This window comes from Sulfurimonas sp. (assembly GCF_014859695.1).
In the GTDB taxonomy this organism is placed as follows: Bacteria; Campylobacterota; Campylobacteria; order Campylobacterales; family Sulfurimonadaceae; genus Sulfurimonas.
Window position 1 is genome coordinate 1 of record NZ_JACUTS010000003.1, and the last position, 26,466, is coordinate 26,466.

Below are 26,466 nucleotides of genomic sequence, written 5' to 3' on the forward strand. Positions count from 1 at the left end.
CCGATATTTTATGTTGATTATATCACAAGACTTCTTGTAGTTCTCGAAAAACAAATTTTTTTGTAGCTTTGGGGGGGGGTTGTAGGGACATCTGTCCCTGCCACCAAAACGGACGCGTTCGTTTTAGTGCGTAACATCAGTAAAATAGCAAGATAGTTTAAAAAACGGGGACTCTTAAAGTTATTTTTAGCAAAAAAAAAATCATTAGAGAGTATAATTTTGTATAAAATATATTGTAGATAGTAGTGGCTTTATGCTAAAAGAGATTAATCCGCAGAGGGACGCGGAATATATATTTGTTAAGAGGGCAAATATGACGTTTAAAGATTTAGAGTTTATCTTAGAGTTAAATGGTGTGATGAGAGAAGATGTCGATTACATTTTGGATTTTGGAAAAAAAAACGGTATAGATGTAGAACAAATTGATGATGAACTCAACAAGATGGGGTATGAGAGAATAGTTGAGAGCGAACTTGAGAACTCTTGGGATGATGAAGATGATGAGTATGAACCTGTCGAGAAGTTTTCATATAGAAACAAATTTGTAGAGGATTACGACTAAAGAAAGAGGGTATCAGTAGCGTGCAGTTTGCTACTGATAAAAAGTTTAGTTTTTATTTTCTGTTTTAGCTTTTGGCTCAAAGAGAGTCCCAAGCGTGTGTTTCCCATCCAGAAGAAAAGATTTTGCAGCACTTAAATCAAACCCGTTGCACAAGAGCATTCTTTTTCCGCGTTTTATTAAAAAATCTGCAGCTTTGAGTTTTGTTACGATTCCGCCGGTTGCAAACTCATTATTTGCCGTCGATGTATCCGCAAGAGCCTCCTTTGGCAGTTCATTTACGATTTTATAAAGTTTGGCGTCTTTAAACTCTTGTGGATTTTTGTCATAATATCCGTCAATATCGCTTAAAATCACTAAAAGTTCGGCATTAGTCGCATAAGCTACATTTGCCGAGAGTTGGTCATTGTCTCCAAAGAGCTGTTCAGGGGTGGATGTAATATCGTTCTCATTTACTATTGGTAAAATATCATTTTCAAGATGCGCATCTATAATCTCTTGAAACATTTTAGTGCGCTTTCTTGAGTCAAAATCATCTTCTGTAAGAAGAATTTGCGCCGTGGTAATGTCATAAATATCAAATTTTCTTTTGTACGCACTCATCAAAATAGGCTGTCCTGCAGCGGCGAGAGCCTTTTTGCCAATCTGCTTTCTTTTGTCAAGTTTTAGTATGGAGTAACCTGCTGCAACTGCTCCTGATGTTACCAAGATGACGCTATATTTCTTCTTGAGCATTATGATAAGTGTGACGAGATTTAACATACGCTCTTTTGCGATTTCATTATTTTCTGTCAGAACGGCTGTACCGACTTTGATAACAACTCTTTTCATGTATTTTCCTTTGAATTACGCAACTCTTTTATTTTCAAGAGAGCTTTTGACCCCTATTGTAACAAGTTAAAGATTTAGTTTTTATTAGCTTTAGAGCTAAATAAGCAAAGTCCACAGATAGGTAAAAGTTAAATTTTTTAGACTTCTCCTTATATTAAATTATGATAGAATTACGCTCATATAATGATTGATAGGACTTTTTTATGCAAAACCAAACTTCTTTGGCAAAATTGAATGACAAGGTTTCAGCTATCGTCCAGCGGTACAATTCTCAAAAAGAGGAGAATGAGGTGCTAAGACTAGAGTTAGTAAAACTCAAAGCCGAGAGTGAAATAAAAAATCAAGAGATAACAAGATTGATAGAGCAGAATGCCCAAAAAGAGCTTGAAATAGAGGCTATAGTAGAAAAACTAGAAAGTATAATGGCTTAGAATTATGAGTAAAAAGCTTGGTTTAAATATAGGCGGGCGTCGTTTTGATGTTGATGTTGAAGAGGCTTTCGCTGTTTTCTTGCAGGAGCAGATGAGAAAAGATTTTAACGTAGAGGGCAACAATGATCTAAAGACTCTCATGCAGGCATATGTCCGTAAAACCCATGAACTCTTTCTACAAGAACAAAGAATAGAAGAAATAACAAAAAAATTGGAATTTTAAGACAAATTTATTATTGTATAAGTTAAGAGTGATATAATTTCGGTCTCTTTAATAGAGATGGTGTGCGCTCGTAGCTCAGCTGGATAGAGCACTGGTTTGCGGTACCAGCGGTCACACGTTCAAATCGTGTCGGGCGCACCATACTACAAAGAAAACTCCCCCTAAAATAAACACTTTCAATCAAAATTCACAAACTTCTAAGAACGATAATTCTATTCGACGCCAATTTAATTTTAAAGTGCAACGTTCATGAAATTCAATAAGCGGGTAAAGATAGAATGTTAACTGCAAAATGGAGAAATATAAAAAAGAGATTTAGCTATTGATCTCATTTTTTATAATCTGTGCAAGTTCACAACACTTCTCTATTTTTTGTTTGTAAGCTAGGGCATCATTTAAAAGTATGTTTACAAAAGCGCTTCCTACTATTACGCCATCGGCACCTTTTACTTTCTCTTTTGCAGTTTTTTCATTTACTCCAAACCCTACGTATACGGGTGTTTGCGTATGTTTTTTAATTGATGAGAGTATCGGCTGGAGATCTTCAGATGCGCCTGAGCCTGTTATTCCTGCGTACGCTACCATGTAGATGAATTTTTTGGACTCTTTTACAATCTTCTCTATTCTATCTTCGGTATCGGTCGGTGCGATAAAACTGATGTTTGAGATGCTGTTTGAGTCAAAAAGATCTTTGTAGATGAGAGTCTCTTCATACGGAAGGTCTGGGATTATTAGCCCGTTTACTCCTATCTTTTTGGCGAGCGGAATCAAACTCTTTAAGTCATGTTGGTAAAAGCTGTTAAAGTAACCCATCCAGAGTGTATCGACTTTTGGAGCTACAACTTCTGATATCTCTAAAAGATGTTTAAACTTAAAACCGAGCTCAAGAGCTTTGTGGTTTGCTTCCTCGATGGATGGACCATCAGCTACTGGGTCTGAGAAGGGAACTCCGAGTTCTATGGCATCTACGCCGCTCTCCCCTAGAGCCAGTGCTAAGTCAATACTGAAAGATTTTTCCGGGTAGCCGGATGTTATATATGCCACTAGTTTTTTCAACTGTTCTCCAAGTCTGGTAATTTAAGTAGAGAATATTTTATATGGCTCAATTCGTTGTCATGTTTGAGGTCGTCTCTCCAGATGGCAAACATATCGCTGATGCTTAGCAGCCAGTTTATAGTCTCTTCATTGACGCTCTTATGCTCGGTTCTTATGACTTCGAGCGTATCTTCAACAAAAGCTGCAAGTTTTGCCATTTGTGCGATTTTTAAATAGCCTGAAGCCGACTTGATATTGTGAAAGATGCGAAAAAGCTCATTTACGCTTCTCTCATACATATTTGGCTTGGAAAGGTCGATAATCAGACTCTCCATAAAGTCAACCATCATAGAGTAGTGGTCCAGAAACTCATCGACTATTTCATAATCAAAGTTGGAATCTAAATCACTTCTTACGCCCATAAAATATTTCTCCTATATGGTCAAAATTATAGCAATATTTAGTTAAAATACCTTTTATTATAAAGAAAGAGTATTTACATGACTAAGAAAATGACTATAACTTCTATCAAAAAAAGCAAAGGTGTATCCAAGCTGGTTATGATAACTGCTTACGATGCGCTTTTTGCGAGATTGCTGGAGCCTAGTTGTGACATAATTTTGGTTGGAGATAGCCTAAATATGAGCTTTGCAGGCAGAGCCGATACGCTAAGTGCGACTCTAGAGCAGATGATTTACCATACAAATGCCGTCGCACAGGGCGCTAAAAATAGTTTTTTGATCTGTGATATGCCTTTTGGAACATATACGAACTCCGAGGAAGCTCTGAAAAACTCCATAAAGGTGTTTCAAGAGACTCCTGTTGATGCCCTAAAAATAGAGGGCGGCGCAGATAAAGCGCACATTATTGCGCATCTTTGCTCAAACGGTATAGCTGTCTGTGGACACATCGGGTTACTCCCGCAAGCCGTTCGCTCAGAGGGCGGATACAAAGTAAAAGGCAAGAGCCAAGAGGAGCAGGAGCAGCTTATTAGAGATGCTAAAGCTCTAGAGAAGGCGGGCGTATTTTGTATGGTTATAGAGGGCGTAAAAGCCGATGTTGCGAAAGAGGTTGCAAAGAGTGTAAATGTGCCTGTTATCGGAATCGGTGCCGGAAGAGATGTAGATGGGCAGGTTCTTGTTTTTTCGGATATGCTTGGTCTCTTTGAGGAGTTTACTCCTAAATTTGTGAAGAAGTATATGGATGGAGCGGCATTGGTAAAAAGCGCTATAAGGAGCTACTCCGATGAGGTTAGAACTCTCAAGTTCCCTCAAGACATACACACCTACTAAGAGAGATTATGGAAAGATTGGTAGAGATAGAGAGATTTGACAACGAGGAGAGCTGCGAGATAACACTCCGTCCAAGTGCATGGAGTGAGTATATAGGGCAAGAGCAGATCAAAAAAAACCTCGGCGTGTTTATAGAGGCGAGTAAAATAAGGGGTGAAGCGCTTGACCACACCCTCTTTTTTGGACCTCCTGGGCTGGGTAAAACCACTTTAGCACTTATTATTGCAAACGAGATGAATGCAAATATTAAAGTGACTGCCGCTCCCATGATAGAAAAAAGCGGAGACTTAGCGGCAATCCTCACGAACCTAGAAGAGGGCGACATACTCTTTATAGACGAGATTCACCGCCTCTCGCCGGCTGTTGAAGAGATACTCTACTCCTCCATGGAAGATTTTCGCATCGACATTATTATAGGAAGCGGTCCTGCTGCGCAGACCGTAAAGATAGATCTGCCGCGTTTTACTCTTGTGGGTGCCACAACAAGAGCCGGAATGCTCTCCAGTCCTCTTAGAGACAGATTTGGTATGAACTTTAGAATGCAGTTCTACTCTGCTGATGAGCTTGCAAAAATTATCTCTCAAGCTTCTAGAAAGTTAAACAAAGAGATAGCGCATGAAGCGTGTGTTGAGATAGCAAAAAGAAGCCGTGGAACTCCCCGTATTGCGCTTAGACTTCTCCGCCGTGTAAGAGATTTTGCGGATGTGGCAAATGAGAAAGATATAGCACACTCAAGAACAAAATATGCACTCGAAGAGCTGGGCATAAATTCACATGGATTTGATGAGATGGATATAAAGCTCTTAAATCTTCTTGTGGGAGCAAACGGAAGAGCAATCGGGTTAAGTACGATTGCGGCAGCCCTCAGCGAAGACGAGGGGACTGTAGAGGATGTTTTAGAGCCCTACCTTATCGCCAACGGCTATTTGGAGAGAACTGCCAAAGGCAGAAGAGCGACCAGAAGTACTTATGAGATTTTAAACATCGAATTTCCATATCAGGAAGGGGGGGGTCTATTTTGAAGCCGCAATATTTTGTAGCCATACTATTTGCAACATCGCTTTACTGGATGTACATGCTCTATGCTCCGTTTTTGATGGGAATGATTATTGCGGCACTGCTGGCAATATCGACCTCAAATATTCAAAATTTTTTTGAAAAAGTGCTAAGGTCAAAGTTTTATGCCGCGCTCATCTCCAGTTTCTTATTGGCAGTTCTATTTTTTGTGCCGCTTGGATACTTTTTGGCAACACTTACTATAAAACTCAACAGCATGGACCCGATAGTTTTTAAAAATATAGAAATATTCATAAAAGAGTTTTTACAATCTCCACCTGAGTATCTCTCCTTTTTAAAGCCTTATACCGAAAGTTTTATGAAAGAGATAAACGTGAACTCTATAGCATCTTATATTATCTCTTTTACGGGAGATATAGGCTCTTTGAGTGCCGGATATCTTAAAAATTCATTTTTGGTAATAGTTTTTTACTTTTTTGCACAATATAACGGTGGATATGTGGTAGATTTTCTAAAGAGAGTTGTTCAGATGTCCGTTGATGAGACAACGCTTTTAGCAAGAGAGCTCTCATCCGTCATGAGTGTCGTCTTTTACTCAATCATCGCAAATGCTATGTTTCAGGGCATTTTATTTGGAGTTGCCATATCTTTCATGGGCTACAATGGGCTTTTGTTTGGAATCATGTATGGGTTTGCTTCATTAGTCCCTATAGTAGGCGGAGCTCTTATGTGGATTCCCTTCGCACTTTATGAGTTTTCTGCAGGAAATAGCTCAAATGCCATATTTATAGTGCTTTACTCTATTATTGTCATATCTGTAATAGCAGATACTTTTATTAAGCCTTTGGTTATAAAAGAGATTAATTTAAGGCTATTAAAAGAGGATGATGCAAAGATGAATGAGCTTATTATCTTTTTTGCCATCATTGCGGGACTTACAACTTTTGGATTCTGGGGAATGATTTTGGGTCCTGCAATTACTGCATTTTTCTTCACAATTATGAAGCTTTTTGAGGCTAGAACAAAAGAGTGTGAATCAAAAACACAATAAGTTAGCTTTTTTTGTATATCTCTGGGTAGTTGCTCTTAAATCTTCGGTGTATCCAAAACCAAAACTTCGGCTCATTGGTTATTAGCCTAGTGAGCCAATCTGCTTGCAGTTGTGTAGCCCTTAAGATGTCGGCTTGCTCATCTTCGCTCTTTTGTACCTCAATCTCATCAAAAAATCTCAGGGTATAGTTCTCTTCATCATCCGTTGTCATGACGACCGGAATAATTGCGGCATTATATTTTCTCGCAAGATAGGCGGGGGTTGATGTCTGATGAACAAGTTTGCCCATAAATTCAACCTCCAGACCATCCCTTCTGTTTATTGCCGTATCGATTAAGATACCGCTGGCGCCTCTGTTTTTAACAAGCTTTATAAGGGGTCTTACGACATTTGACTTTTCCAAAGAGCTGTTGGAGAATCTCTCCCGTGACTCCAATGTCCATCTTTGATAATCTTTGTTTTTCATTTTTTTGTATACGGCAGCAATAGGCTCTGCAAAAGCTCCTATTGAGGCTCCGCCAAGCTCCCAAGCACAGTAGTGAGACGTGACGTAGATAACTCCACGCCCCTCACTGTGTGCTTTTCGTACAGCTTCTATATTTTTGATTGTTACTATTTTGTCTAGATCCTCTTTGCGCATGTGCCTAATTTCCATGAGATGTAGAAAATTTAGCAGCAAGTTTTTAAAACTGTATTTGACAATCTTTTTCTTCTCTTCTTGCGTAAGTTTGTCGCCAAAAACAAAATCTAGATTGATAAAACCGATATTTCTGTATCTTGATGAGAGGAAGTATGCGATATTTGCCAACAAAACAAAAAAACTTTTTCTTATTTTTTTCGGCAGTAACATCAAGAGTTTTTCAAGCAGTAAAAAAAGTTTAAAACCCATTATTAAAAGAACCTCAATTTAATTTTAAAGGCAGATTATATCAAAATGTAACAATGCCTTTGGTATAATTGCGGCTATTTATAAATAACTGACCTTATGCGCTTTTCATAAAAGTGCGTAAAACATCTTGTAATTCTCGAAAAACGAAGTTTTTCGTAGCTTTAGGGGGTTGTAGGGACATCTGTCCCTGCCACTAGAACGGACGAGTTCGTTTTAGTGCGTAACATCAGTAAATAACATCAGTAAAAAGGGCGCGAAAAGTGGTTATAGCAGATATACAAAATTTTTCTGAAGGTCGCACCAAGGCAAGGGCCTATTTTTGTTATCTTTTTTCAAAAAATATTCAAAACAGACTCCCTTCGCTCTCCCTAGAGTTCATAATGCCTCGTCTTTTAAAGATAAAGGCAGATTTGCAAAATTGTGACGGCGTTTATCTTCTTGATAATCGCGGAATTCAGATCTCTCCCACTTTTGTAGCGGGTGGAGAGATTGAAGAAGATATTGGAAAAATCAGATCGGATCGCGCCTACTACTACAGAGCGGTAAAAGAGGGAAGATGTACGATAACCGATCCCTATCCCTCGCTTATAACGGGCAATCTGTGTGTTACGGCATCACAGCCGGTTTATGATGAGCATGGAGAGCTAAAGTATATAGCATGTTTGGATATGCCGCTAGATGAGGTTATTAAAATCTCAAGGTCAAGCAGGTTTGATAAATTTTTTACCTCTCTTTTTAAGTACTCATATGCAATTTTCTCTTTTGCACTTATTGCGGTTGCAATACTGCTCTTTTTGAAAGGCATACAGAGCTTTTTTGTCTATGAGATTTCGCCGAGCCATTTTAAAATCAAGGAGGTTTTTGAAGCGACAATCTTAATTACGCTTGCTCTTGCAATATTTGATTTGGCAAAAACCATCATAGAAGAGGAAATACTTGGTAGAAATAAAGAGAACAGTATCTCCGGTCCACACAAGACGATGGTTCGGTTTTTGGGGTCAATTATCATTGCCCTCTCTATTGAGGCGTTAATGCTTGTTTTTAAGTTTGCAATAACGGATCCTGAAAAGCTTATTTATGCCATGTATATCGTCGGAGGAGTCTCTATGCTTTTAATTACATTGGCGGTTTATATAAAATTTACAAAATTAAAGATTGATGAATGATAGGAATTGTTGACTATAACATGGGAAACTTGGCAAGTGTTCAAAACGCATTTGTCAAAATAGGCGCAAAGAGCGTTGTTGAGAGCAACCCGAAAAAATTTAAAGATTATGAGAAGCTTATTCTTCCGGGAGTCGGTGCATTTCCTGATGCGATGGAGCATCTTAGAGAGCGAAATATGATTGATGCCATAAGGGAGTTTGCTCAAAGCGGCAAGCCTATTCTTGGGATATGCCTTGGTATGCAGCTTCTTTTTGATAGTTCTGAAGAGTTTGGAAATCATGAGGGGTTGGGACTTATAAAGGGCAGGGTTGTAGCCTTTGACACATCTAAGTTTAGTGAGCCGCTCAAAGTTCCGCACATGGGCTGGAACAGGATGTTTACAAAAAAACATCCTCTTTTTGATGGCTTGGATGAAGAGCACTATCTCTATTTTGTTCACTCCTATCACGCGGTATGTGAAAAAGAAGAGGATGTCATAGGCAAGACCGTATACGGATATGAATTTGCATCTGCGGTTGCTTGCAAAAATGTTATGGGAATTCAGCCACACCCAGAAAAGAGCCATAGAAACGGGCTTAAAATATTAGAAAACTTTACAAGGCTATAACAGACACGCTATCGGAAGTAATTCCGCTAGCTACGTTAACACTAAGTTCTCTTCAGCAGAGGGCTCACGCCACTTGTGGCTTATAATTTAAGGATTTATTTACATGACTTTATACCCAGCTATTGATTTAAAAGACGGAAAAGCAGTAAGACTGACAAAGGGTCTTATGGAGAGTGCAAAAATATACTCTGATGAGCCTTGGATGCTTGTGAAAAAGTTTGAAGAGATGGGTGCTGAGTGGGTGCATTTGGTTGATTTAAACGGAGCATTTGCAGGAGAGCCGAAAAACTTAGAGCAGATTATAAAAATAAGACAAAACTGTGGTGTAAAGCTTGAGCTCGGCGGCGGAATTCGCGATGAAGCAACCATTATAAAAATGCTTGAGATCGGAATAGATAGAGTTATTTTAGGCTCAATCGCAGTTAAAAATCCTGAGTTTGTAAAAGAGATGGCTGCAAAATACCCTATAGCGGTTGGAATTGACGCAATAGACGGGTTTGTAGCAGTTGAGGGCTGGGGCGAGGTAAGCTCTATGCGTGCAACGGATTTGGCACGCGAGTTTGCAGATGCCGGAGTCGAAGCAATAATATGCACGGATGTTAGTAAAGACGGAACTCTTGGAGGCGTAAACGTAGAGTTTAGTGTTGAGATTGCAAAGGCAAGCGGAGTGAGTACAATTGCAAGCGGCGGGGTTAAAGATGAGAGTGATATAGAGGCTCTAATTGCGACAAATCTGGTTGATGGCGTAATTATCGGCAAGGCCTACTATGAAGGGACACTGGACTTGCCAAAAATGTTTAAGCTCCTCGTTTAAACGGCTCTTTATCGCAAAATTAACAAAATTTAGATATTATTTCCTATTAATTTGCAAATTTTCATAAAAAGGATTTCCTTTGAAATTACTTGTTGTCGATGATAGTTCTACAATGCGCCGTATTATAAAAAACACATTGTCAAGACTCGGTCATAAAGATATCTTAGAGGGTGCTGACGGCGTTGAAGGCTGGAGCGCACTGGATGCTAATCCCGATGTAGACATGCTCATTACGGACTGGAACATGCCTGAAATGAACGGTCTAGAACTTGTAAAAAAAGTTCGCGCAGATGCTAGATTTAAGGATTTGCCAATAATCATGGTAACTACAGAGGGCGGTAAAACAGAGGTTATTACTGCATTAAAAGCGGGTGTTAACAACTACATTGTTAAGCCTTTTACACCACAGGTTTTAAAAGAGAAACTTGGCGCTGTTATGGGTATTGAGGTGTAATGCAAGAACACTACTTTGAGCTAAAAGTCAGTGTCTCCTCTCATCATGCACTATTTTGCGATTTTTTAACAGATACTCTACCGATTGGTTTTGAAGAGACAGATGACGGTTTTATTATAAGAAGCGAAGATAATCTAGAGACTATTGTCTGGGGTTTAGAGCAGTTTGCAGAGGCTCTAGCAAAGGCTCTTGGCGAAAATATAGATATTGAGTGCGAGCAGACAAAACTTAAGAACAGTGATTGGGTTCAACTTTATCAAGATAGCGTAAAACCGCTTACAATCGATAAGTTCTACATTCATCCGACATGGGATGCGCCGCATAAAGAGCTTATAAATATAGAAATAAACCCTGCTCTGGCATTTGGCACGGGTCATCATCCAACAACGGCATCAGCATTGAGAGCAATAGCAAAATATGTAAAAAAAGATGACAGAGTTTTAGATGTAGGCTGCGGAAGCGGTATTTTAGCGATAGGGGCTATGAAAATAGGCGCTATTGTAGATGCTTGCGATACGGATATAGCATCCGTAGAAAACAGCAAGCAAAATGCAGAGTTAAACTCCGTAGAGTTTGAAAATCTATGGGAAGGTTCCTGCTCTGAGGCAAAAGATGTTTATGATGTTGTCGTAGCAAATATCGTGGCTGACGTACTCATCTTTATAGCAAATGACTTAAAAAGTGTTTTAAAAGAGGGTGGAGTGCTTGTGCTATCTGGAATATTAAATAAATATGAAGCAAAAGTTTTAAAATACTATCAAGATTTTGAAATTTTAGAAAAAATAGACCAAGATGAGTGGGTCACTTTAATACTAAAAAAAGGTAAAAAATAGATATGAAAAACAAGAACGATAATAATGATGAGAATAATTTTTTTAATAAAAATCCGCTTATAACCTTTGCGATTTTTTCGGTAGTAATTATTTTACTTTTTAAGGTACTTATCGGTGAAAACAGCGGCTCAGACGCAGTGGCAGGCGGTAATAAGAAAGTAAAACAGATAAGCTACTCCGAGCTTAAGTCGCTTATAGAATCAAAAAGCGTAAAAAAAGTTGAGATAGGGCAGTCTTATATTAAGGCGTTTGGAGCAGACGATATGACGCTCTATACAACAAGGATTGTTCCGGGCGATACGAAGTTAACAGAGGAGTTAGAGAAGCAAAATGTCGAATATACAGGCTTTAGCGAAACTAACTGGTTTACAGAGATGTTCGGATGGCTCTTTCCGTTTCTAATAATCATAGCAATATGGATGTTTTTTGCGGGACGAATGCAAAAAAGTATGGGCGGCGGCATTTTGGGAATGGGCGGCTCTAAAAAGATGATCAACTCCGAAAAACCTAAAACAAAGTTTGATGACGTTGCCGGAGTGGAAGAGGCGAAGGAAGAGGTTCAGGAGATTGTAGATTTCTTGAAATATCCGGGTCGCTATGTCGAGATAGGTGCAAAAATTCCAAAAGGTGTTCTGCTTGTAGGAAGCCCCGGTACGGGAAAGACTCTTTTAGCAAAAGCTGTTGCGGGTGAAGCAGATGTGCCGTTTTTTTCTGTAAGCGGATCTAGCTTTATAGAGATGTTCGTTGGTGTTGGAGCAGCTCGTGTTCGTGACCTTTTTGAGCAGGCAAAAAAAGATGCGCCCAGCATTATCTTTATAGACGAGATTGATGCCATAGGTAAAAGTCGTGCAGCAGGTGCAAACATGGGCGGTAACGATGAGCGTGAGCAGACGTTGAACCAGCTTTTAGCAGAGATGGACGGTTTTGGAACCGATACTCCTGTTATTATTTTGGCAGCAACCAACAGACCTGAGATACTTGACCAGGCGCTTTTGCGTCCGGGACGTTTTGATAGACAGGTGTTGGTTGACAAGCCTGATTATGAGGGGCGTATAAAGATTTTAAAGGTTCATGTCAGGGGCGTTAAGACGGATGAGGATGTGGATCTTGAAGAGGTTGCACGTTTGACCGCAGGCTTAGCGGGAGCTGATTTGGCAAATATTGTTAATGAAGCGGCGCTTTTGGCTGGAAGAAAAAGTCAAAAAAGCGTAACGCAAAAAGATTTCTATGAATCAGTAGAGCGTGCTTTGGCGGGGCTTGCTAAAAAATCTCGCAGAATCAACCCTAAAGAGAAAAAGATTGTCGCTTATCATGAAAGCGGGCATGCGTTGATGGCTGAAACAACGACAGGAACCAAAAAAGTATCAAAAGTGTCTATTGTTCCTCGCGGATTAGCGGCACTGGGCTACACGCTCAATACGCCGGAAGAGAACAAATTTATGATGCAGAAGCATGAGCTCTGGGCAGAGGTTGATGTTCTTCTTGGCGGACGTGCGGCAGAAGAGGTCTTTATAGGCGAGATCTCTACAGGTGCAGGAAACGATCTCGAAAGAGCAACCGACATTATAAAATCTATGGTTCAAACATACGGAATGAGTGATGTTGCAGGATTGATGGTGCTAGAGAAGAGCAGACACTCATTCCTTAGCGGCGGCGGCATTCAGGCTACAAGAGAGTACAGCGACAAGATGGCTGAGAACATGGATGAGTTTATAAAATCATCACTTCAAGAGAGATATAGCGTTGTTATGAAAAGGCTTGAAGAGTACAGAGAAGCAATCGAAGAGATAGTAAAGCTTCTTTACAAAAAAGAGAATATTACCGGCGAAGAAGTTAGAAATATAATTATTGATTTTGAAAAAGCAAACGGTATAGAATCTAAAGTAAATTTAGTATTTGATGATATTGAAGAAGAGTTAAAAGTAGATGCAAGAATGGCTCAAGAAGAAAAAGATGCTAAAAAACCAAAAAAAGATAAGGAAAACTTAGATGAGGAGTAATCTTCTACCGATTGCAAGAGAGGGCTGGAGTTATCTGGCATACTCAATTGCAGCGCTTATTGTTTTTACGATAGTTGATATTGATTTCTTACAGTTTTTAGCATTCTTGACAACACTCTTTTTTGTTTTTATTTTTAGAAATCCTGAGAGACAAAATATGCTTTATCAGCAAAACAGCGTTGTAAGTCCTGTTGATGGAGTTGTCTCATCTATAGAGGAGCTACAAGGCAAAGGGAGCTACGCATACAAAGTAGAGATTGATGGAAATTATCTCAATGTTGCTCTGCTGAGAGTTCCTTTTAGTTCAACCTTGGAGGAGCTTAACCTTCAAAGAGGCGCAAGGTTATCTGCTTTTAAATCGCTCTCAAAAAATATAAATGAAAATGCAGAGTTGGTATTTAGTGATACACAATCTTCAAATAAAATAAAGCTAGTTCATAGACTAAAACAGAGTATAAAGGGGATAGATATAGACGTTAACAAGGGTCAAAATCTTCTTCAGGGTTCTAGATACGGTCTTGTTATTAACGGCATTACGGAGCTCTATTTGCCGCATAACTTTAGATTAAATATAGACATCGGCAGCGAGCTCAAAGCATCCGAGTCTCTTATCGGTTACTTTACAAACGAGAGTAAAAAATAACTCTATAACCAGAAGTATCTCTACTTCCGGCTCTTCTCAAACATCAATTTATCAGTATCAATACTAAAATTAAAATATTCAGAGTTGAAGTTGTTTTTATATATTCTTGAGAATTGAATAACTGCCCCTTTATTATTTTTAACCTCAAGATAGAGAAGCCCAAGAGCATATCTGCTCTCTAAAAAACTAGGGTTCTTTAGTTTAGAGAGTTCTAAAAGGGCAATCGCGTTTGCATGATGCTCTGCTGCGGTAGAAGCAACGGCACCCAAAAATAGAGTCTGTGAATCACGCACTTTAAGATTGTCAATGAGGTTGTTATAAAGAGTATAAGACTCCTCGTAAAATCCGTCGTATAGCGATGCTAAAGCAAGTGAACTAGTCAGCTCTTCAGTTCGCTCGGTTGTAGACTCTAGCACCTTTTTTAGCTGCTCTCTCAAGAAATAGAGCTTGCCTGTAATGAGGTTTTGCTGAATATAGAGATATCTTGCAACATATGCCCCAAAATAGAGATCGTTAAAGTTTAAATCTTGAACCCTTAGGTAGTTCATAACCTCTTTTGCATACTCTTTTTGACTTAGTTTATTGAAATGAGCATCGATATACATCATGTGTGGAACTATCTCATCCGGAAGCAGTAGCGCAAGCTTGTTTGCAGATTTTTGTGCGGCAACTACATTGTTCTGTTTAAGCGCAATAATAATATCGAGTGCCAAATATAGGGGTCGTTGTTTATAATCTTTATCGAGCCAGTCACTTAGAGAGGAAGCATTTCCCTGACTGATAAAAAGAAGCGTATTGTATAAGTCTATCTCTTCAGAGAACTCTTCGTGAGCAACGGCATCCTTTATAATAGAGAGCAATTTGGCATTTTCATTATCAATAAGCTGAGATGTCATAACCGCGTATATTCCCGAGAGATAATTCTTTGCATCAAGATTGTAAGAGCGTAAAAAGTGTTTGTGCGCATCAGCCATATTACCCATCTGTGCATAAGTCAGAGCCAGATTGTAGTGAAGGATAGAGTGTTTAGGCTGAATTTCCACCAGTTTTTGAAGCATCTCATTGGCTTCTCTGAGTTTAAATGAGAGTGCTTTTTTGATTGCATTTACTATGCCAAGATTGACACTTGAAGATGAGGAGCCTTTTGCTAAATACTCCTTTGCAGAGTCAATATTGTCAATATATATATTTGCATTTCCTTTGCGTATATAGCTAATGGTCTGATTTGCATTAAATGTTTTATAGGGCGAGAAGTAAAATATCTTTTGGTAATCAATCTCCCTGCTGTTAATTACACTGTTTCTGTATCTCTCTTGTGCCTCTTCGGGATTGAAAAGCGAATCTTTTAGCTTAACTTTAATAGGGTAGGGTTTGTAAACCTCTTCGCCAAACATATCTGTAATATTTTCTATATTTTTAGCCGCTTCTTGAACCTGACCCGACTTTAAATTTACATATCCGAGTGCAAGCTGCGACTTTACGGGCTCTACCCCTTTTTTTATTGCATTTTGAAGATAATTTTTTGCTAGTGTTAAATCTCCGACTCTTGCATAAAGAAGTCCAAGACTAAAATCATTGACTATCGGTTTGTCACTCTCCATGCTCTCAATAGCGCCGTAGTCATTGTCAAAAAGAGCGTTAATTCTTGATGCAAGAGAGTTTTGAACTTTTTTATACTCTAGAGATGTAGGATTTTTAAGTGCACTCAACGCCTCTAAATAGTTGTCGTTATAGTAGTTTATAAGAGTATAGTAGTAAGAGTATAGCGGCGACTGTCTCTCATGAGGAAGATATGCGTAAGCCAAGTCAATGTAGTATCTAAAGCTCTCTTGGTTTTGTAGATGCAGGGAGCAGACTGCCGCATTAATGGCGCTTACGCATCTTTTTTCATTGTTTTGTATTGCTTTTTGAAATGTTTCAAGAGCAGTCTTGTATTGCGCGTCTTTTAGTTGAGCAACTCCCAGATTGTATGCAGAGACGGCTTCGCTGTAGTGAGCTATTTTTTCATAAAGAGTAAGAGCCTCTGTTTTTGAGCCGGTTGAGTAGAGATAGTCGGCTTTTGCTATCATACTCTCTATTTTGCTTGGCTCCACAGGCTTTGAGATTGGACTTTCGAGTCTCTTATCTATGTAGTCCATAGAGCTGTCTGTAGGTTTTTTTGATTGTTTTTGAATGATTAAAAAGAGTAGCGAAATGGTTAAAACAAGAGCAACACCGATGCCGACAAGAAGTAACTTCTTTTTGGTTGCAGATGATGACTCTTCATCAATTATTGACGATTTTGAAGCGGCACTCTCATAAGCGGCATCACTATCTTCAATAATTATTATCTCTTCTTCTAGTCCATCAGCCATCATCTACCTTGCTATCGTTTCTTTTTTAAAGCAAAAAAAGTACCAAAATACTAGTTTATATAGGACTCTAAAACCTTTGGAATCGTTATGCTTCCATCTTCGTTTTGAAAGTTTTCCATAATCGCCACCATGGTTCTTCCAACAGCAAGCGATGAGCCGTTTAGAGTGTGAACAAAAGAGTTTTTGTTTTCATCTTTGAATCTTATTTTTGCACGTCTTGCCTGAAACTCTCTCGTGTTAGATACCGAACTAATTTCTCTGTAAGTCGCTTGTCCCGGTAGCCAAACTTCCAAATCCACCGTTTTTGCAGCCCCAAACCCCAAATCACCGCTGCACAGATTTACAAGACGGTGCGGAAGCTCTAATGCACTAAGCAAATCTGATGCGGTTTGAACCATCTCATCAAAGATTTTGTCACTATCTTCAGGTTTTGTGATGCTTACAAGCTCAACTTTATGAAACTGGTGCTGTCGTATCATACCGCGAGTGTCACGCCCTGCGGCACCTGCCTCTTTTCTGAAGCATGAGGTATATGCCGTTAGTTTTATCGGCAGTTGATTAGGAGATAGTATCTCATCTTGAAAAAGATTTGTAACAGGAACCTCTGCGGTTGGGATTAAAAAAAGCTCTTGGTCCTCTATTTTGTAGAGGTCGTCTTCAAATTTTGGAAGTTGCCCAGTCCCCTCAAGTGCGGCTCTGTTTACGATAGATGGCACGCTTACCTCTTCAAAACCTCTTTTTGAGTTGAAATTTAGCATAAAATTGATAAGCGCTCGCTCTAGTTTTGCGCCCATGCCAAAAGAGACGCTAAAACGGCTTGTTGCAAGTTTTACGCCTCTCTCAAAATCTATCCAGCCGTTTTGCTCAGCCAGCTCCCAGTGCTCTTTTGGAGTAAAGTTAAACTCTCTTGGAGTAAGAACTTTTCTAATCTCTATGTTGTCGTTCTCATCTTCGCCATCTGGAACATCATCATCTGGAATATTTGGAATTGACATGGCAAGAGACTCCAACTCCTCCTGCTTTATGCGCTGTACTTCAAGAGCCTCAGTGATTTTAATCTTGTTTGCATCGACTCTGGCTTTTAACTCGCTTACGTCTTTGCCCTCTTTTTTATAGATGCCAAACTCTTTGCTCATCGTATTTTGCGCCGCTTGAAGTGTTTCATAGTCTACTTTTGCAGTTTTTAGCTCTTCACTCTTTTTTTTAAGCGAATCAAGCAGTTCAACACTCACGCCTTTTCTCACAAGTTTGTCGCTAACGCCTTGAAAATCTTTTTGTAGTAGTTTTAAATCAATCATTGTCTTTTTCCGGTAAATAAGTGGTGCGATTATAGCAAAATAAACTATTGAAGCACATTATGACAATTGTATGATAAAATAAACTATTTTTTAAAAAAAGCAGCGAGGAGCCTACTGTATGCAATTACCCTTAAGCGATAGTGAAGTTGTAGATATATCTGATGATGAACTTTATTGTAAAAAACTTTATAGTGGTCTGTTGCAGGCTCAAGCTCTTGCGCATATAGGGCATTGGGAGCTTGATTTGGTAAACAACTCTCTATATTGGTCTGATGAAGTTTACCGTATTTTTGGTCTTGAGCCCCAAGAGTTTGAGGCTACTTATGAAGCGTTTTTAAAATATGTTCATCCCGAAGATATTGACATGGTAAACAATATGTACATGTCATCCCTTAAAGAGAAGCGCGGTTACTATGTTGAGCATCGCATTGTTCGTGAAAATGGCGAGATTGGGTTTGTCGAAGAGAGTTGTGAACATGAGTTTGACAAAGATGGAAATCCACTGAAATCAATCGGTACGGTTCATGATATAACAAGACGCAAATATGCCGAAAATGAGCTTGTTTTGGCTTCTGCTGTTTTTGAAAAGATGAACGACGGAGTTCTAATAACAGATGCCGCTCAGCAAATAATTACCATAAATAGCGCATACAGCGAAATGTCCGGATACAACATCGAAGATATTAGGGGAAAAACTCCAAACACATTTAGCTCTGGCTGGCATGACAAGCTCTTTTATAAAAATCTGTGGAGGGAGCTCAATAAAGAGGGGCACTGGAACGGTGAGATAATAGATAGACGAAAAAACGGTGAGCTCTATACCGCGGAGCTAAACATTATTGCTCTGCATGACAAAGAGGGCAATCTAACCAACTATATCTCCATAGTCAACGACATAAGCGAGAAGAAGAAAAAAGAGAGTTTGATCCATAATCTCGCCTATTTTGACGCGCTTACAAGCCTTCCAAACAGGGTTTTGTTTCAAGAGCGTGTTATAAATAAGATACCCTCACTTCAGAGAAACTCAAAAAAAATGGCGCTCTTTTTTATAGATATGGATAACTTTAAAAATATAAATGACACATTTGGGCACTTTACCGGGGACAAATTTTTAATTGAGGTGGCAAAATCTATCAAAGCAACTCTTCGCGATGAGGATACTTTGGCTCGCCTTGGCGGTGATGAGTTTACGGTAACGCTCGGTGATGCGGAATCTGTTTTAGACATAGCAGTGGTAGCAGAAAAAATAATAGAGAGATTTAGATCACCTGTAATAATAGAGGGCAGAGAGTTTTATACGGGAGCAAGCATCGGAATTAGCATCTATCCTGATGATGGAACAACTTATGAAGAGCTTGTTAAAGCAGCCGATACAGCGATGTATCAGGTAAAAGAGTCAGGAAAAAACTCCTATCAGTTTTATACGCAGTCAATGAACGAGAAGATAACGGAACGCTCGCTTATCGAGAATGACTTGCGCAGCGCAATAAACAGAAATGAGCTCTTTTTGGAGTACCAGCCAAAAGTAAATCTTAGGACAAAAAAAGTTTACGGTATGGAAGCGCTTATAAGATGGAATCACCCTGATATTGGGCTTATAAGACCGGACAAATTTATAGGCATATCAGAAGAGACTGGTCAGATATCTCAAATAGGCTTATGGGTTGCAAGACAAGCAATAAGCGATGCAAAAGCGCTTTATGACGAGGGAAAGAGGCTTGTTGTATCAATAAATGTGTCAAGCAAGCAGCTAAATGACGACTCCTTTATAAACGACATTTGCGCCATCGCGGATAATATCGGACTTGATAAGGGTTATATTGAGCTTGAAATTACAGAGAGTCATATTATGAAGGATGTAGACAAGGCGCTCTCTATCTTAAACGAGCTAAGCGAAAAGGGTTTTAAACTCTCTATTGATGATTTTGGAACGGGTTACTCCTCCCTTAGTTACTTAAAGAAACTACCTGCAAAAACGATTAAAATAGACCGCAGTTTTGTGCTTGATATTGACAAAGATGAGGATGACCGCTCCATCGTTGCGGCTATCATCGCAATGGCAAGATCTCTTGGCAAAGATGTTATTGCAGAGGGCTCAGAGACGAAAGAGCATATAGAAGCACTGAAATCTCTGCACTGTTACCAGATTCAGGGATACTACTTCAGCAAGCCACTTAGGATAGAGAAATTTAGAGAGTTTATTAAAGATTTTAAGGGTGATGGCAAGTCGGTATAGAGGCTAGATTAGTGTCTGATTTTAAGATTCTCGAAAAACAAAGTTTTTCGTAGCTTTAGGGGGTTGTAGGGACATTTGTCCCTGCCATTAAAACGGACGCGTTCGTTTTAATGCGTAACATTAGCTTAATATATTTTTAGCTAGTCCAAACTGATTTGCAGTCATTAGATGAATTTTCGGATGGAGTGCTTTTAGCTCTAAAAAGAGATTTTTGCTAAGTTCAAAACCAACTCTATACTCTTCCTCTGCTCCTTTTTCATGCGCATCTCTTAAGGCTTCAATCCACGCGTCAGGAACATCTATACCAGGTACATGTGCAGATAAGAATTGTGCAGTTCTTAGTTTTGTAATAGGAAATATTCCCAAAATAAGCTCAGCACTTCTGTTTTCGTTACAGCACGCTTCGTTTGCCGCTTCTTTTAGCTCAAGTAGCAGTTTTGCATTTTGAAGGTCATAAACAGGTTGCGTAATGATTCCTAGCGCGCCATGTTTTATCTTTTTTTGCATCTTTCTTTGGAGCGTCTTAGGATTTTTTGCATAAGAGTTTACGACGGCAAAAGGGTAGATCTCCTTTGGTTTATGCGAGAGGGGTTTTCCCGCATAATCAATTTCGCTGTTAAAACATGAGACAATTTCAAGCAAAAGTGTACTGTCCGCTTCAAAAACACCCTTTGTGTGTGGCTGATCGGAGATAGATGCAGGATCACCGGTTAGCGCTAAAATGGCTCTTACATCCACCTCGTTTGCTCCCAATAAATCCGATTGAAGAGCAATTTTATTTCTATCACGCATACTCATAGTTGCAATTACGGGCTTATTAAATCTCTCTTGAAGCATCTTTGCCGCAAAAAGGGAGTTGTATTTTAACTTCGCAAGAGGATTGTCTGTAGTCGTAAAGCCGTCTACTAGCTTATCAAGTCCAAGCTCTGCTATTGTCTCAATGATAGGTAAGAAAACAGGGGAGTGCCCCGGAGTCGTCTCTAACGAGATATAAGTATCGTTTTTTAGTTTATTTATAAGTTCATTAAACAAAAAGCATCCTAAATGGTATAATTGCGCAATTATAACTAAAGAGAGAAGAATATATGCTAAAACTGGCTGTTTTTGATTTTGATTCTACGCTGATGGACGGCGAGACGATAGATTTTTTTGCTGAAGAGTTGGGGCTTGGAGAGCAGGTGGGCAAAATAACGGAAGCTGCTATGAGCGGTGAACTTGATTTTTTTGAATCGCTTCAGCAGAGAGTAGGACTTTTAAAAGGACTAGAGTACAGCGTAGTAGAAAAAATCAGTCAAAATTTGCCTTACATGAGGGGAGCAAAAGAGACCATAGCCGAGCTCAAGAGCATGGGTATGAAAGTCGTCTGTTTTAGCGGCGGGTTTAGAAGTGCTACCGGATATGCAAAAAACATCTTAGGTTATGATGCCGATTTTTCAAACGTACTGCACCATAAAAATCAGATACTTACCGGTCTTGTCGGCGGAGATATGATGTTTAACTACTCAAAAGGCGACATGTTGATTCGTTTGCAGGGTTTACTTGGAGTAAGAGAGGATGAAACACTAGTATGCGGGGATGGGGCAAATGACCTCTCCATGTTTGCACATGCCGGAACAAGAGTCGCTTTTTGTGCAAGAGAAATTTTACGTAAAGAAGCAAATATAGTTATTGAGACAAAAGACTTAACACAAATATTAGGAAAAATACAATGCTAGAAAACAGTGTCTGGAGACAGTACAACAAAGAGAATAGTTTTAGAGAGATGTTGGCGCAATATTGCAGACTTGCTTTAGTCGATATGATAGAAGATGACAAGGCTCTTTACGCGGTGCTTAAAGCAAAGCTTACAAAAAAAGAGCTAAGACTTTTTGCCATGGATAGTGCCAGCATGAGTGATGATGCGATAAAAACAGAGTTTGCTTATGATGACGATGAGTTAGAGAAAGCTAAATTTAAACTCTATAAAAAACTAAAACAAGACAAAGTGCGTTTAGACTTTAGAGCAACAAATGCTTATAGTGAAGATATCTAAGGACTAATTATCAAAGAGGATAATCTTAAACGTGACTCTTCTTGATCTCTTTTTGTCTTCAACCTCATTGAGCATGATTTTTTTAGAAAAACTAAGACCGCTTCCTTTGAGAATTTCTGAAAGCCACTTTTTTGTTTTCTCGTCTTGGTTGTTAAATATGTGGCTAAGTGTTGCAAACGAGCGGTTCATGGATAACCGCTCATTGTTTAGGTAACCGCTTGAAAAATCACTCGTACCCCATTCACTTGATGTGTGACCGTTGATTTCGAGTGCTTTTATATGCTCTTTGTTTTTGTATAAAAATGCTAAAAGTTTTTTGCCAAAGCTATCTAAAAACTTCTTTTGAGGGTTCGTCAACATATGTTTTCCAATCTCAAAATACAAACTTTCACTGCTAAAATTGATAGACAAATCATCTCTTAGAGTCAGTGAATTTGCTTTTATCTCATCTTTAAAAAGTTCCGCGAGTTGCGCATAAAAATTTGTTACACTGTTTGATATTTGGGACATTGTGAGGTCTCGGTTTAGTTTTAAGAGCCACATGTTTGTCTCCTGAGACTCTTTGTTTGTGTGAACTCCGGCAACTGCGATTTTAGAGTCGTGAAGTACATCAAGTGCATGAAAAGAGTCGAAATCCACAGAGCCGTAATGCTCCTGAAGCAGCAGGGAAAACTTTGCATCAAGAAGCATTACAAGCCCGTCCGTATCATAACTATCTTGGACATGACCGACAGCTGCAAGCCTGCCATCAGAGTACTCATCAATATCTTTTAAAACACTTGAGTATGTCGTATAAATAGTCTTATCTTGCAAGATGTTTTTTTGCAGATCAACTTTTAGAAGCCTGATCTGCTCTTTGTTCATCTCGTCTTTTTGAGAGAGAGAGACAACAAATGCAGAGTCTCTTAGTTTGATGATTTTATGAGGAGTAATTCTCTTCTCTTCAATCTTTTCATAGAGCCAAATCTTGTCGCCATGCTCGGTAATTCTCATAAGAGAGGCTCCCGTTTGCTTCCCTTTGTTCACTTTGCCCAAAACAACAATTGAACCGTCATCCGCTTCTGCCGCGTCAATACCCGTGTCATCGTCATAAGAGCCGTATCTTTTGCTCCAAAGCATTGTGCCATTTTGTGAGAATCTAGCAACATATATATCATTTAAGCCAAGACCGTTGCTGAAAACATCATAGCTCTGGTTTTGTGAAGCTGCTGAAGAGCCTACCGCGAGAACACCGCCATCACGAAGAGAGACTAGCTTGCTCAGTTTGTCGTGGTTAGGTGTTCCAAACTCCGATGCAAATATTTTGTTCGCATGAGAGTCCAGTTTTAGAAGCACTAAAGAGCCACTTAGTGTGTGCCCTCCGATAAAGTAGCCATTCTCGGGAGTCTTTACAAGGCTTACCGCTTCATTGAAATTTGCGAGATTCATAGATTTTCTAAGCGAGATATTTGCACTGTTATCAACTTTTACAAGATGCATCTGCGAACCGTGGGCATTTGATAAAGAGGAGAGATAATCAAAAGCATTACTGTATGTAGCAGAATCATTTGATGAGCTATCTTTGTACTCTTTTATAAAGCCAACCGCAGAGATAGAGCGGTCATAATCCTCAGCTACATCAACCAAAGCATTATTGAACTTCTCATCTATAATGATTGAAAAATCAGTTGTTTTTGCGTATATGTAAGAGGTAAGCAATAGAAGAGTCAGAATATAGTGCATAGTACTACTTTTTATTTTTTAAGTAGCAAAAAATATTCCTAAATTATATGAGAGTTTGTTTGTGAGAAAGTTGTGTGGGTAAAAGTTATTTTAAAATGAGAGATTAGTTATTGGTATTACCTGACCCCTTATCTTTGTCACGGTCACATGACAATAAGAACAAGAAGCCCTCATTAGAAAAGTGGAGGTTCATTCACAGGGGTGTTATTTAAAATAATTATTAATCATATTTATTGAGCTTCAAATGACTCAATACTTACCAATATTTTTTCACTGTCATCTGTTGTTTGTACTAAATTAAATTACACCCCTGTGAATGAATCTCCACTTTTGACTACTTTAAAATTACACCCCTGTGAATGAATCTCCACTTTTGACTACTTTTAAAATCATAGACTTTGAGAGTTTTATAAAATTTATTTTGACAATTTGTTTTTAAATGTATATAATAGCAATATACACAAAGGGAATCTATGGCGTTTGAATGTTTAGACTTAGATGAGTTGATTGGCTTTGAGTGGGATGATGGTAATATTTTGAAAAATGAGACAAAGCATGGTTTAAAGTGGCAAATCATAGAGGAAATTTTCTTTAATGAGCCATTGGTTTTACTTGAAGACAAAAGCCATTCATCCGATGATGAGTGTAGATGTGCTGCGCTTGGATATACCAACGAAAAAGAGCTTACTACAGTCATCTTTACAAAACGAAAAAATAAAATTAGGGTTATATCCGCAAGACCTATGAGCAAAAAGGAGAAAATTATATATGAAAACTTTACCAAAATTTAAAGACCAGAACGAAGAGACGGCGTTTTGGGAAAAAAACGATGTGACTGATTTTTTTGATGTCAAAAACGCAAAGGTTGTACGCTTTAGCAATCTTAAAAAAAGTACCAAAACCATATCGCTAAGACTTCCTGAGGATATGCTTGAGACTATAAAAGTAAGAGCAAATGCGCTAGATGTTCCTTACCAGTCATTTATAAAGATGCTCCTTCAAAAAGAGTTATCAATATCTTGAACAAGCGGTTTTTTGCAAAGTTAAAGGAACTTAATATTGAAATAATTGATAGGTCTAATATGATAGATTATTTTGGGAGTTTGGAGTGATTATAGAGTAGAATTTATATAGTAATATTAGAAAACAAGCCCCTTTTTTAGGGGCTTAAGTTAAACCTATTTTAGGTTTTCGAACGGTGCAGTTACAACTGTTTTTCTAGTTACTGTATAAGGAACTAATGCCGCGGCACGAGCTCTTTTAATAACTGTTGAGATCATGTCTTGGTGACGTTTACAGTTACCTGTTAAACGACGTGGCATGATTTTATATCTTTCTGAAAGAGAGAAGCGAAGTGCTCCTACATCTTTATAATCCATGAAGTCAACTTTTGCTTCACAGTACTTACAGTATCTTTTTTTATACTTTCTTCTTTCTGCCATGGTATTTCCTTTTGTTATCTATTATTTCTAAAACGGAATTTCATCTTCATCAATGTCTATCTCAGGGATAGAGTTGCTGTTTGGCATCTGCTTATTTTGTCCATAAGAGGGCTGTTGTTGTGTGTTAGTCGGCTGCTGGTAGCTTTGGGGCTGCTGAGAAGCATAGCCGCCTTGCTGCCCTGTTTGGCTCTGTTGTGCAGGATAATTGCCGCCGTTTTGAGCATCACCCTTGGAGTCTAACATCTGCATAGTTTCTACAACAACAGAGTGCTTAGAGCGCTTCTGTCCGTTTTGATCTACCCATTGATCAAAGTTAAGTCTACCTTCTACCAGGATTTTACTCCCTTTTCTAAGGTACTGATTGGCAATCTCTGCGCTTCTTGCAAAGAATGTAATATCTACAAAACAGACTTCCTCTTTTTTTTCACCGTTAACGGTAAATTTGCGGCTCGTTGCAATAGCAGTATTTGCTATTGCCATTCCGCCTTGGGAGTATCGAAGTTCTATGTCTCTAGTTAGATTTCCAACCAAAATAACTTTGTTGTACATGAGTTTTCCTTGTTTTTTTTAGGCGTTAGCCACAATTACTCTGCTGAGGCTTCAGCTACTTCTGTTACTGCTTCTACCGCTTCTGCAGCTACTTCAACATCTTCTGCCTTCGCTTCTGTTGCAGGCGCTAAAGCTTTTTTATTAGCTTTTTGAGCTAAATGATTCCACGCTGCTATTTCGCGGTTTGTGTCATATTTGATAGTCACAAAACGAAGAAGATCTTCATTGATACGGAAACGTCTCTCAATTTCGCTGATTGCTGAAGGAGCAACTGAATAATAAATAACATGGAAATAACCACGCTCATTTTTTCCTATTGGGTATGCTAACTTTCTCATTCCCATAGCGTCTCTTGCAGCAATTTCGCCGCCGTTAGAAGTGATAACTTCTTCGATAGCAGCAATGCTAGCTTGAATCTCTTCTGCTGTTAATGTCGGTTTTACGATTACTAGGTTTTCGTAATTTCTCATAGAGTATAATCTCCCTTTGGTATTTTGCCCATCACTAAATGATGCTAGGCTTTTGTTTCCCTTTCGGATCTAGGGCACCTCTAAAAACCCTAGCCACCTTCAGCTATAGAGAGAAATTCACAATCAAGGCGACTCTTTGCTGCCCTAGCCGTAGCTAAGGCAAAAAGAGTCAACGCAGAGTGTGGGCTTCTCTCTATCGCCCTACGGGAGGGTTCAAAAAAACGATATGGCATAAAACTTTTTATCACCGTAGCTATGGCTACGCTTCAAAAAAGGTTTTACACCATCTCATCTTTTTTGATTCCCTCTGAAGGTAACTAGAGTTTTTAGAGGTGCCCTATATATATCGAAAATTTCAATTCGATACAAAGAGAAAGGAACGCGTGATTATACAGAAAATATACTTAAAAAAACAATAACCAAGCAGTTAAAACACTCAAAGAGCTCAAAATATGTCAATTTGCAATGTATACCTTCTATTTTAATTTTTTAGGATATAGTTTTATCAATAATTTTA

30 protein-coding genes and 1 tRNA gene are annotated in these 26,466 nt (G+C 38.8%); 19 read left to right on the forward strand and 12 right to left on the reverse strand.

Features of this window, described 5'->3' with window-relative positions; genetic code table 11:
• Positions 1-253 precede the first annotated feature (253 nt).
• The gene (locus tag IBX42_RS01200) at positions 254-562 is read left to right on the forward strand and encodes a hypothetical protein (RefSeq protein ID WP_294927554.1); all 309 of its coding nucleotides are present in this window, start codon (positions 254-256) and stop codon (positions 560-562) included.
• 45 nt (positions 563-607) lie between these two features.
• Here IBX42_RS01200 and proB read toward each other — a convergent pair whose 3' ends face one another.
• Positions 608-1,390, reverse strand: a complete 783-nt coding sequence (gene proB, locus IBX42_RS01205) for a glutamate 5-kinase (protein ID WP_294927557.1) — start codon at positions 1,388-1,390, stop codon at positions 608-610.
• 203 nt (positions 1,391-1,593) lie between these two features.
• On the opposite strand from proB, the gene IBX42_RS01210 reads away from it, so the two are divergent.
• The 3 genes from IBX42_RS01210 to IBX42_RS01220 all read left to right on the forward strand — a co-directional run bounded on the left by IBX42_RS01210 (position 1,594) and on the right by IBX42_RS01220 (position 2,185).
• A complete protein-coding gene (locus IBX42_RS01210; protein WP_294927560.1) occupies positions 1,594-1,821 on the forward strand; it encodes a hypothetical protein in 228 nt (75 codons plus the stop codon).
• 4 nt (positions 1,822-1,825) lie between these two features.
• Positions 1,826-2,044, forward strand: a complete 219-nt coding sequence (locus IBX42_RS01215) for a hypothetical protein (protein WP_294927563.1) — start codon at positions 1,826-1,828, stop codon at positions 2,042-2,044.
• A gap of 64 nt (positions 2,045-2,108) precedes the next feature.
• Positions 2,109-2,185, forward strand: a tRNA-Arg gene (locus tag IBX42_RS01220).
• 174 nt (positions 2,186-2,359) lie between these two features.
• Here the strand turns inward: IBX42_RS01220 and trpA are convergent.
• Together trpA and IBX42_RS01230 are read right to left on the reverse strand one after the other, a co-directional pair.
• On the reverse strand, positions 2,360-3,100 hold the full coding sequence (trpA, locus tag IBX42_RS01225; protein WP_294927566.1) for a tryptophan synthase subunit alpha: 741 nt from the start codon (positions 3,098-3,100) through the stop codon (positions 2,360-2,362).
• The gene (locus IBX42_RS01230) at positions 3,097-3,501 is read right to left on the reverse strand and encodes an Hpt domain-containing protein (protein WP_294927569.1); all 405 of its coding nucleotides are present in this window, start codon (positions 3,499-3,501) and stop codon (positions 3,097-3,099) included. Before IBX42_RS01230 ends, trpA begins: the two co-directional genes overlap by 4 nt.
• A gap of 78 nt (positions 3,502-3,579) precedes the next feature.
• On the opposite strand from IBX42_RS01230, the gene panB reads away from it, so the two are divergent.
• The 3 genes from panB to IBX42_RS01245 are packed head-to-tail and all read left to right on the forward strand — an operon-like array spanning position 3,580 to position 6,439.
• The gene (panB, locus tag IBX42_RS01235) at positions 3,580-4,371 is read left to right on the forward strand and encodes a 3-methyl-2-oxobutanoate hydroxymethyltransferase (protein ID WP_294927572.1); all 792 of its coding nucleotides are present in this window, start codon (positions 3,580-3,582) and stop codon (positions 4,369-4,371) included.
• Positions 4,372-4,379: 8 nt separating this feature from the next.
• A complete protein-coding gene (gene ruvB / locus IBX42_RS01240) occupies positions 4,380-5,393 on the forward strand; it encodes a Holliday junction branch migration DNA helicase RuvB (protein WP_294927575.1) in 1,014 nt (337 codons plus the stop codon).
• Positions 5,390-6,439, forward strand: a complete 1,050-nt coding sequence (locus IBX42_RS01245) for an AI-2E family transporter (RefSeq protein ID WP_294927578.1) — start codon at positions 5,390-5,392, stop codon at positions 6,437-6,439. Before ruvB ends, IBX42_RS01245 begins: the two co-directional genes overlap by 4 nt.
• Before the next feature lies 1 nt (position 6,440).
• Here the strand turns inward: IBX42_RS01245 and IBX42_RS01250 are convergent, their stop codons facing one another.
• Positions 6,441-7,328 carry a lipid A biosynthesis lauroyl acyltransferase gene (locus IBX42_RS01250; RefSeq protein ID WP_294927581.1) on the reverse strand — a complete coding sequence of 296 codons (888 nt, stop codon included), beginning with the start codon at positions 7,326-7,328 and terminating at the stop codon, positions 6,441-6,443.
• A gap of 260 nt (positions 7,329-7,588) precedes the next feature.
• Here IBX42_RS01250 and IBX42_RS01255 point away from each other — a divergent pair, with 260 nt between their 5' ends.
• The 7 genes from IBX42_RS01255 to IBX42_RS01285 all read left to right on the forward strand — a co-directional run bounded on the left by IBX42_RS01255 (position 7,589) and on the right by IBX42_RS01285 (position 13,846).
• The gene (locus IBX42_RS01255; RefSeq protein ID WP_294927584.1) at positions 7,589-8,494 is read left to right on the forward strand and encodes a PDC sensor domain-containing protein; all 906 of its coding nucleotides are present in this window, start codon (positions 7,589-7,591) and stop codon (positions 8,492-8,494) included.
• Positions 8,491-9,102 carry an imidazole glycerol phosphate synthase subunit HisH gene (gene hisH / locus IBX42_RS01260; protein WP_294927587.1) on the forward strand — a complete coding sequence of 204 codons (612 nt, stop codon included), beginning with the start codon at positions 8,491-8,493 and terminating at the stop codon, positions 9,100-9,102. Before IBX42_RS01255 ends, hisH begins: the two co-directional genes overlap by 4 nt.
• Before the next feature lie 103 nt (positions 9,103-9,205).
• Positions 9,206-9,916, forward strand: coding sequence for a 1-(5-phosphoribosyl)-5-[(5-phosphoribosylamino)methylideneamino]imidazole-4-carboxamide isomerase (gene hisA / locus IBX42_RS01265; RefSeq protein WP_294927590.1), 711 nt, complete (start codon positions 9,206-9,208; stop codon positions 9,914-9,916).
• 79 nt (positions 9,917-9,995) lie between these two features.
• Positions 9,996-10,370, forward strand: a complete 375-nt coding sequence (locus IBX42_RS01270) for a chemotaxis response regulator CheY (RefSeq protein ID WP_294927593.1) — start codon at positions 9,996-9,998, stop codon at positions 10,368-10,370.
• Positions 10,370-11,203 (forward strand): 50S ribosomal protein L11 methyltransferase, encoded by an 834-nt coding sequence (locus IBX42_RS01275; RefSeq protein ID WP_294927596.1) that lies wholly within the window; start codon positions 10,370-10,372, stop codon positions 11,201-11,203. Before IBX42_RS01270 ends, IBX42_RS01275 begins: the two co-directional genes overlap by 1 nt.
• A 2-nt stretch (positions 11,204-11,205) precedes the next feature.
• Positions 11,206-13,203, forward strand: coding sequence for an ATP-dependent zinc metalloprotease FtsH (gene ftsH / locus IBX42_RS01280; RefSeq protein WP_294927599.1), 1,998 nt, complete (start codon positions 11,206-11,208; stop codon positions 13,201-13,203).
• Complete coding sequence (locus IBX42_RS01285; RefSeq protein WP_294927602.1) at positions 13,193-13,846, forward strand: phosphatidylserine decarboxylase; 654 nt, start codon at positions 13,193-13,195, stop codon at positions 13,844-13,846. Before ftsH ends, IBX42_RS01285 begins: the two co-directional genes overlap by 11 nt.
• 20 nt (positions 13,847-13,866) lie before the next feature.
• Here the strand turns inward: IBX42_RS01285 and IBX42_RS01290 are convergent, their stop codons facing one another.
• Both IBX42_RS01290 and serS read right to left on the reverse strand, forming a co-directional pair.
• Positions 13,867-16,200 (reverse strand): tetratricopeptide repeat protein, encoded by a 2,334-nt coding sequence (locus IBX42_RS01290; protein ID WP_294927605.1) that lies wholly within the window; start codon positions 16,198-16,200, stop codon positions 13,867-13,869.
• A 50-nt stretch (positions 16,201-16,250) separates the two neighbouring features.
• Positions 16,251-17,498 carry a serine--tRNA ligase gene (gene serS, locus IBX42_RS01295; protein ID WP_294927608.1) on the reverse strand — a complete coding sequence of 416 codons (1,248 nt, stop codon included), beginning with the start codon at positions 17,496-17,498 and terminating at the stop codon, positions 16,251-16,253.
• 118 nt (positions 17,499-17,616) lie between these two features.
• Here serS and IBX42_RS01300 point away from each other — a divergent pair, with 118 nt between their 5' ends.
• On the forward strand, positions 17,617-19,734 hold the full coding sequence (locus tag IBX42_RS01300) for a GGDEF and EAL domain-containing protein (RefSeq protein ID WP_294927610.1): 2,118 nt from the start codon (positions 17,617-17,619) through the stop codon (positions 19,732-19,734).
• Positions 19,735-19,854: 120 nt separating this feature from the next.
• On the opposite strand, the gene IBX42_RS01305 is transcribed toward IBX42_RS01300, so the two are convergent.
• Positions 19,855-20,766, reverse strand: a complete 912-nt coding sequence (locus tag IBX42_RS01305) for a methylenetetrahydrofolate reductase (protein WP_294927613.1) — start codon at positions 20,764-20,766, stop codon at positions 19,855-19,857.
• 53 nt (positions 20,767-20,819) lie between these two features.
• Here IBX42_RS01305 and serB point away from each other — a divergent pair, with 53 nt between their 5' ends.
• Together serB and IBX42_RS01315 are read left to right on the forward strand one after the other, a co-directional pair.
• On the forward strand, positions 20,820-21,449 hold the full coding sequence (gene serB, locus IBX42_RS01310) for a phosphoserine phosphatase SerB (RefSeq protein WP_294927615.1): 630 nt from the start codon (positions 20,820-20,822) through the stop codon (positions 21,447-21,449).
• Positions 21,443-21,766, forward strand: a complete 324-nt coding sequence (locus tag IBX42_RS01315; RefSeq protein ID WP_294927618.1) for a hypothetical protein — start codon at positions 21,443-21,445, stop codon at positions 21,764-21,766. Before serB ends, IBX42_RS01315 begins: the two co-directional genes overlap by 7 nt.
• A gap of 3 nt (positions 21,767-21,769) precedes the next feature.
• Here IBX42_RS01315 and IBX42_RS01320 read toward each other — a convergent pair whose 3' ends face one another.
• On the reverse strand, positions 21,770-23,488 hold the full coding sequence (locus IBX42_RS01320; protein ID WP_294927621.1) for a hypothetical protein: 1,719 nt from the start codon (positions 23,486-23,488) through the stop codon (positions 21,770-21,772).
• A gap of 473 nt (positions 23,489-23,961) precedes the next feature.
• On the opposite strand from IBX42_RS01320, the gene IBX42_RS01325 reads away from it, so the two are divergent.
• Together IBX42_RS01325 and IBX42_RS01330 are read left to right on the forward strand one after the other, a co-directional pair.
• Entirely contained in the window at positions 23,962-24,279 is a 318-nt protein-coding gene (locus IBX42_RS01325; protein ID WP_294927624.1) for a BrnT family toxin, read from the forward strand.
• Entirely contained in the window at positions 24,257-24,511 is a 255-nt protein-coding gene (locus IBX42_RS01330) for a BrnA antitoxin family protein (RefSeq protein ID WP_294927627.1), read from the forward strand. The genes IBX42_RS01325 and IBX42_RS01330 overlap by 23 nt, the downstream gene beginning before the upstream one ends.
• A gap of 155 nt (positions 24,512-24,666) precedes the next feature.
• On the opposite strand, the gene rpsR is transcribed toward IBX42_RS01330, so the two are convergent.
• The 4 genes from rpsR to IBX42_RS01350 all read right to left on the reverse strand — a co-directional run bounded on the left by rpsR (position 24,667) and on the right by IBX42_RS01350 (position 26,182).
• Positions 24,667-24,930 carry a 30S ribosomal protein S18 gene (rpsR, locus tag IBX42_RS01335; protein WP_294927630.1) on the reverse strand — a complete coding sequence of 88 codons (264 nt, stop codon included), beginning with the start codon at positions 24,928-24,930 and terminating at the stop codon, positions 24,667-24,669.
• A gap of 27 nt (positions 24,931-24,957) precedes the next feature.
• The gene (locus IBX42_RS01340) at positions 24,958-25,479 is read right to left on the reverse strand and encodes a single-stranded DNA-binding protein (protein WP_294927633.1); all 522 of its coding nucleotides are present in this window, start codon (positions 25,477-25,479) and stop codon (positions 24,958-24,960) included.
• Between the two features lie 35 nt (positions 25,480-25,514).
• Positions 25,515-25,949, reverse strand: coding sequence for a 30S ribosomal protein S6 (gene rpsF, locus IBX42_RS01345; RefSeq protein WP_294927636.1), 435 nt, complete (start codon positions 25,947-25,949; stop codon positions 25,515-25,517).
• Between the two features lie 89 nt (positions 25,950-26,038).
• Entirely contained in the window at positions 26,039-26,182 is a 144-nt protein-coding gene (locus tag IBX42_RS01350; RefSeq protein ID WP_294927639.1) for a hypothetical protein, read from the reverse strand.
• Positions 26,183-26,466 lie beyond the last annotated feature (284 nt).

Bases quoted from the DNA above. Each gene is read 5' to 3' on its own strand.
- ftsH (WP_294927599.1), top strand. From the start codon at position 11,206: ATGAAAAACAAGAACGATAATAATGATGAGAATAATTTTTTTAATAAA.
- hisA (WP_294927590.1), top strand. From the start codon at position 9,206: ATGACTTTATACCCAGCTATTGATTTAAAAGACGGAAAAGCAGTAAGA.
- IBX42_RS01340 (WP_294927633.1), bottom strand. From the start codon at position 25,479: ATGTACAACAAAGTTATTTTGGTTGGAAATCTAACTAGAGACATAGAA.
- panB (WP_294927572.1), top strand. From the start codon at position 3,580: ATGACTAAGAAAATGACTATAACTTCTATCAAAAAAAGCAAAGGTGTA.
- IBX42_RS01330 (WP_294927627.1), top strand. From the start codon at position 24,257: ATGAAAACTTTACCAAAATTTAAAGACCAGAACGAAGAGACGGCGTTT.
- IBX42_RS01350 (WP_294927639.1), bottom strand. From the start codon at position 26,182: ATGCCATATCGTTTTTTTGAACCCTCCCGTAGGGCGATAGAGAGAAGC.
- IBX42_RS01315 (WP_294927618.1), top strand. From the start codon at position 21,443: ATGCTAGAAAACAGTGTCTGGAGACAGTACAACAAAGAGAATAGTTTT.
- IBX42_RS01215 (WP_294927563.1), top strand. From the start codon at position 1,826: ATGAGTAAAAAGCTTGGTTTAAATATAGGCGGGCGTCGTTTTGATGTT.
- hisH (WP_294927587.1), top strand. From the start codon at position 8,491: ATGATAGGAATTGTTGACTATAACATGGGAAACTTGGCAAGTGTTCAA.
- IBX42_RS01285 (WP_294927602.1), top strand. From the start codon at position 13,193: ATGAGGAGTAATCTTCTACCGATTGCAAGAGAGGGCTGGAGTTATCTG.
- IBX42_RS01210 (WP_294927560.1), top strand. From the start codon at position 1,594: ATGCAAAACCAAACTTCTTTGGCAAAATTGAATGACAAGGTTTCAGCT.
- IBX42_RS01275 (WP_294927596.1), top strand. From the start codon at position 10,370: ATGCAAGAACACTACTTTGAGCTAAAAGTCAGTGTCTCCTCTCATCAT.
- rpsF (WP_294927636.1), bottom strand. From the start codon at position 25,949: ATGAGAAATTACGAAAACCTAGTAATCGTAAAACCGACATTAACAGCA.
- serB (WP_294927615.1), top strand. From the start codon at position 20,820: ATGCTAAAACTGGCTGTTTTTGATTTTGATTCTACGCTGATGGACGGC.
- IBX42_RS01230 (WP_294927569.1), bottom strand. From the start codon at position 3,501: ATGGGCGTAAGAAGTGATTTAGATTCCAACTTTGATTATGAAATAGTC.
- IBX42_RS01325 (WP_294927624.1), top strand. From the start codon at position 23,962: ATGGCGTTTGAATGTTTAGACTTAGATGAGTTGATTGGCTTTGAGTGG.
- IBX42_RS01290 (WP_294927605.1), bottom strand. From the start codon at position 16,200: ATGGCTGATGGACTAGAAGAAGAGATAATAATTATTGAAGATAGTGAT.
- proB (WP_294927557.1), bottom strand. From the start codon at position 1,390: ATGAAAAGAGTTGTTATCAAAGTCGGTACAGCCGTTCTGACAGAAAAT.
- IBX42_RS01250 (WP_294927581.1), bottom strand. From the start codon at position 7,328: ATGGGTTTTAAACTTTTTTTACTGCTTGAAAAACTCTTGATGTTACTG.
- IBX42_RS01320 (WP_294927621.1), bottom strand. From the start codon at position 23,488: ATGCACTATATTCTGACTCTTCTATTGCTTACCTCTTACATATACGCA.
- serS (WP_294927608.1), bottom strand. From the start codon at position 17,498: ATGATTGATTTAAAACTACTACAAAAAGATTTTCAAGGCGTTAGCGAC.
- ruvB (WP_294927575.1), top strand. From the start codon at position 4,380: ATGGAAAGATTGGTAGAGATAGAGAGATTTGACAACGAGGAGAGCTGC.
- rpsR (WP_294927630.1), bottom strand. From the start codon at position 24,930: ATGGCAGAAAGAAGAAAGTATAAAAAAAGATACTGTAAGTACTGTGAA.
- IBX42_RS01300 (WP_294927610.1), top strand. From the start codon at position 17,617: ATGCAATTACCCTTAAGCGATAGTGAAGTTGTAGATATATCTGATGAT.
- IBX42_RS01200 (WP_294927554.1), top strand. From the start codon at position 254: ATGCTAAAAGAGATTAATCCGCAGAGGGACGCGGAATATATATTTGTT.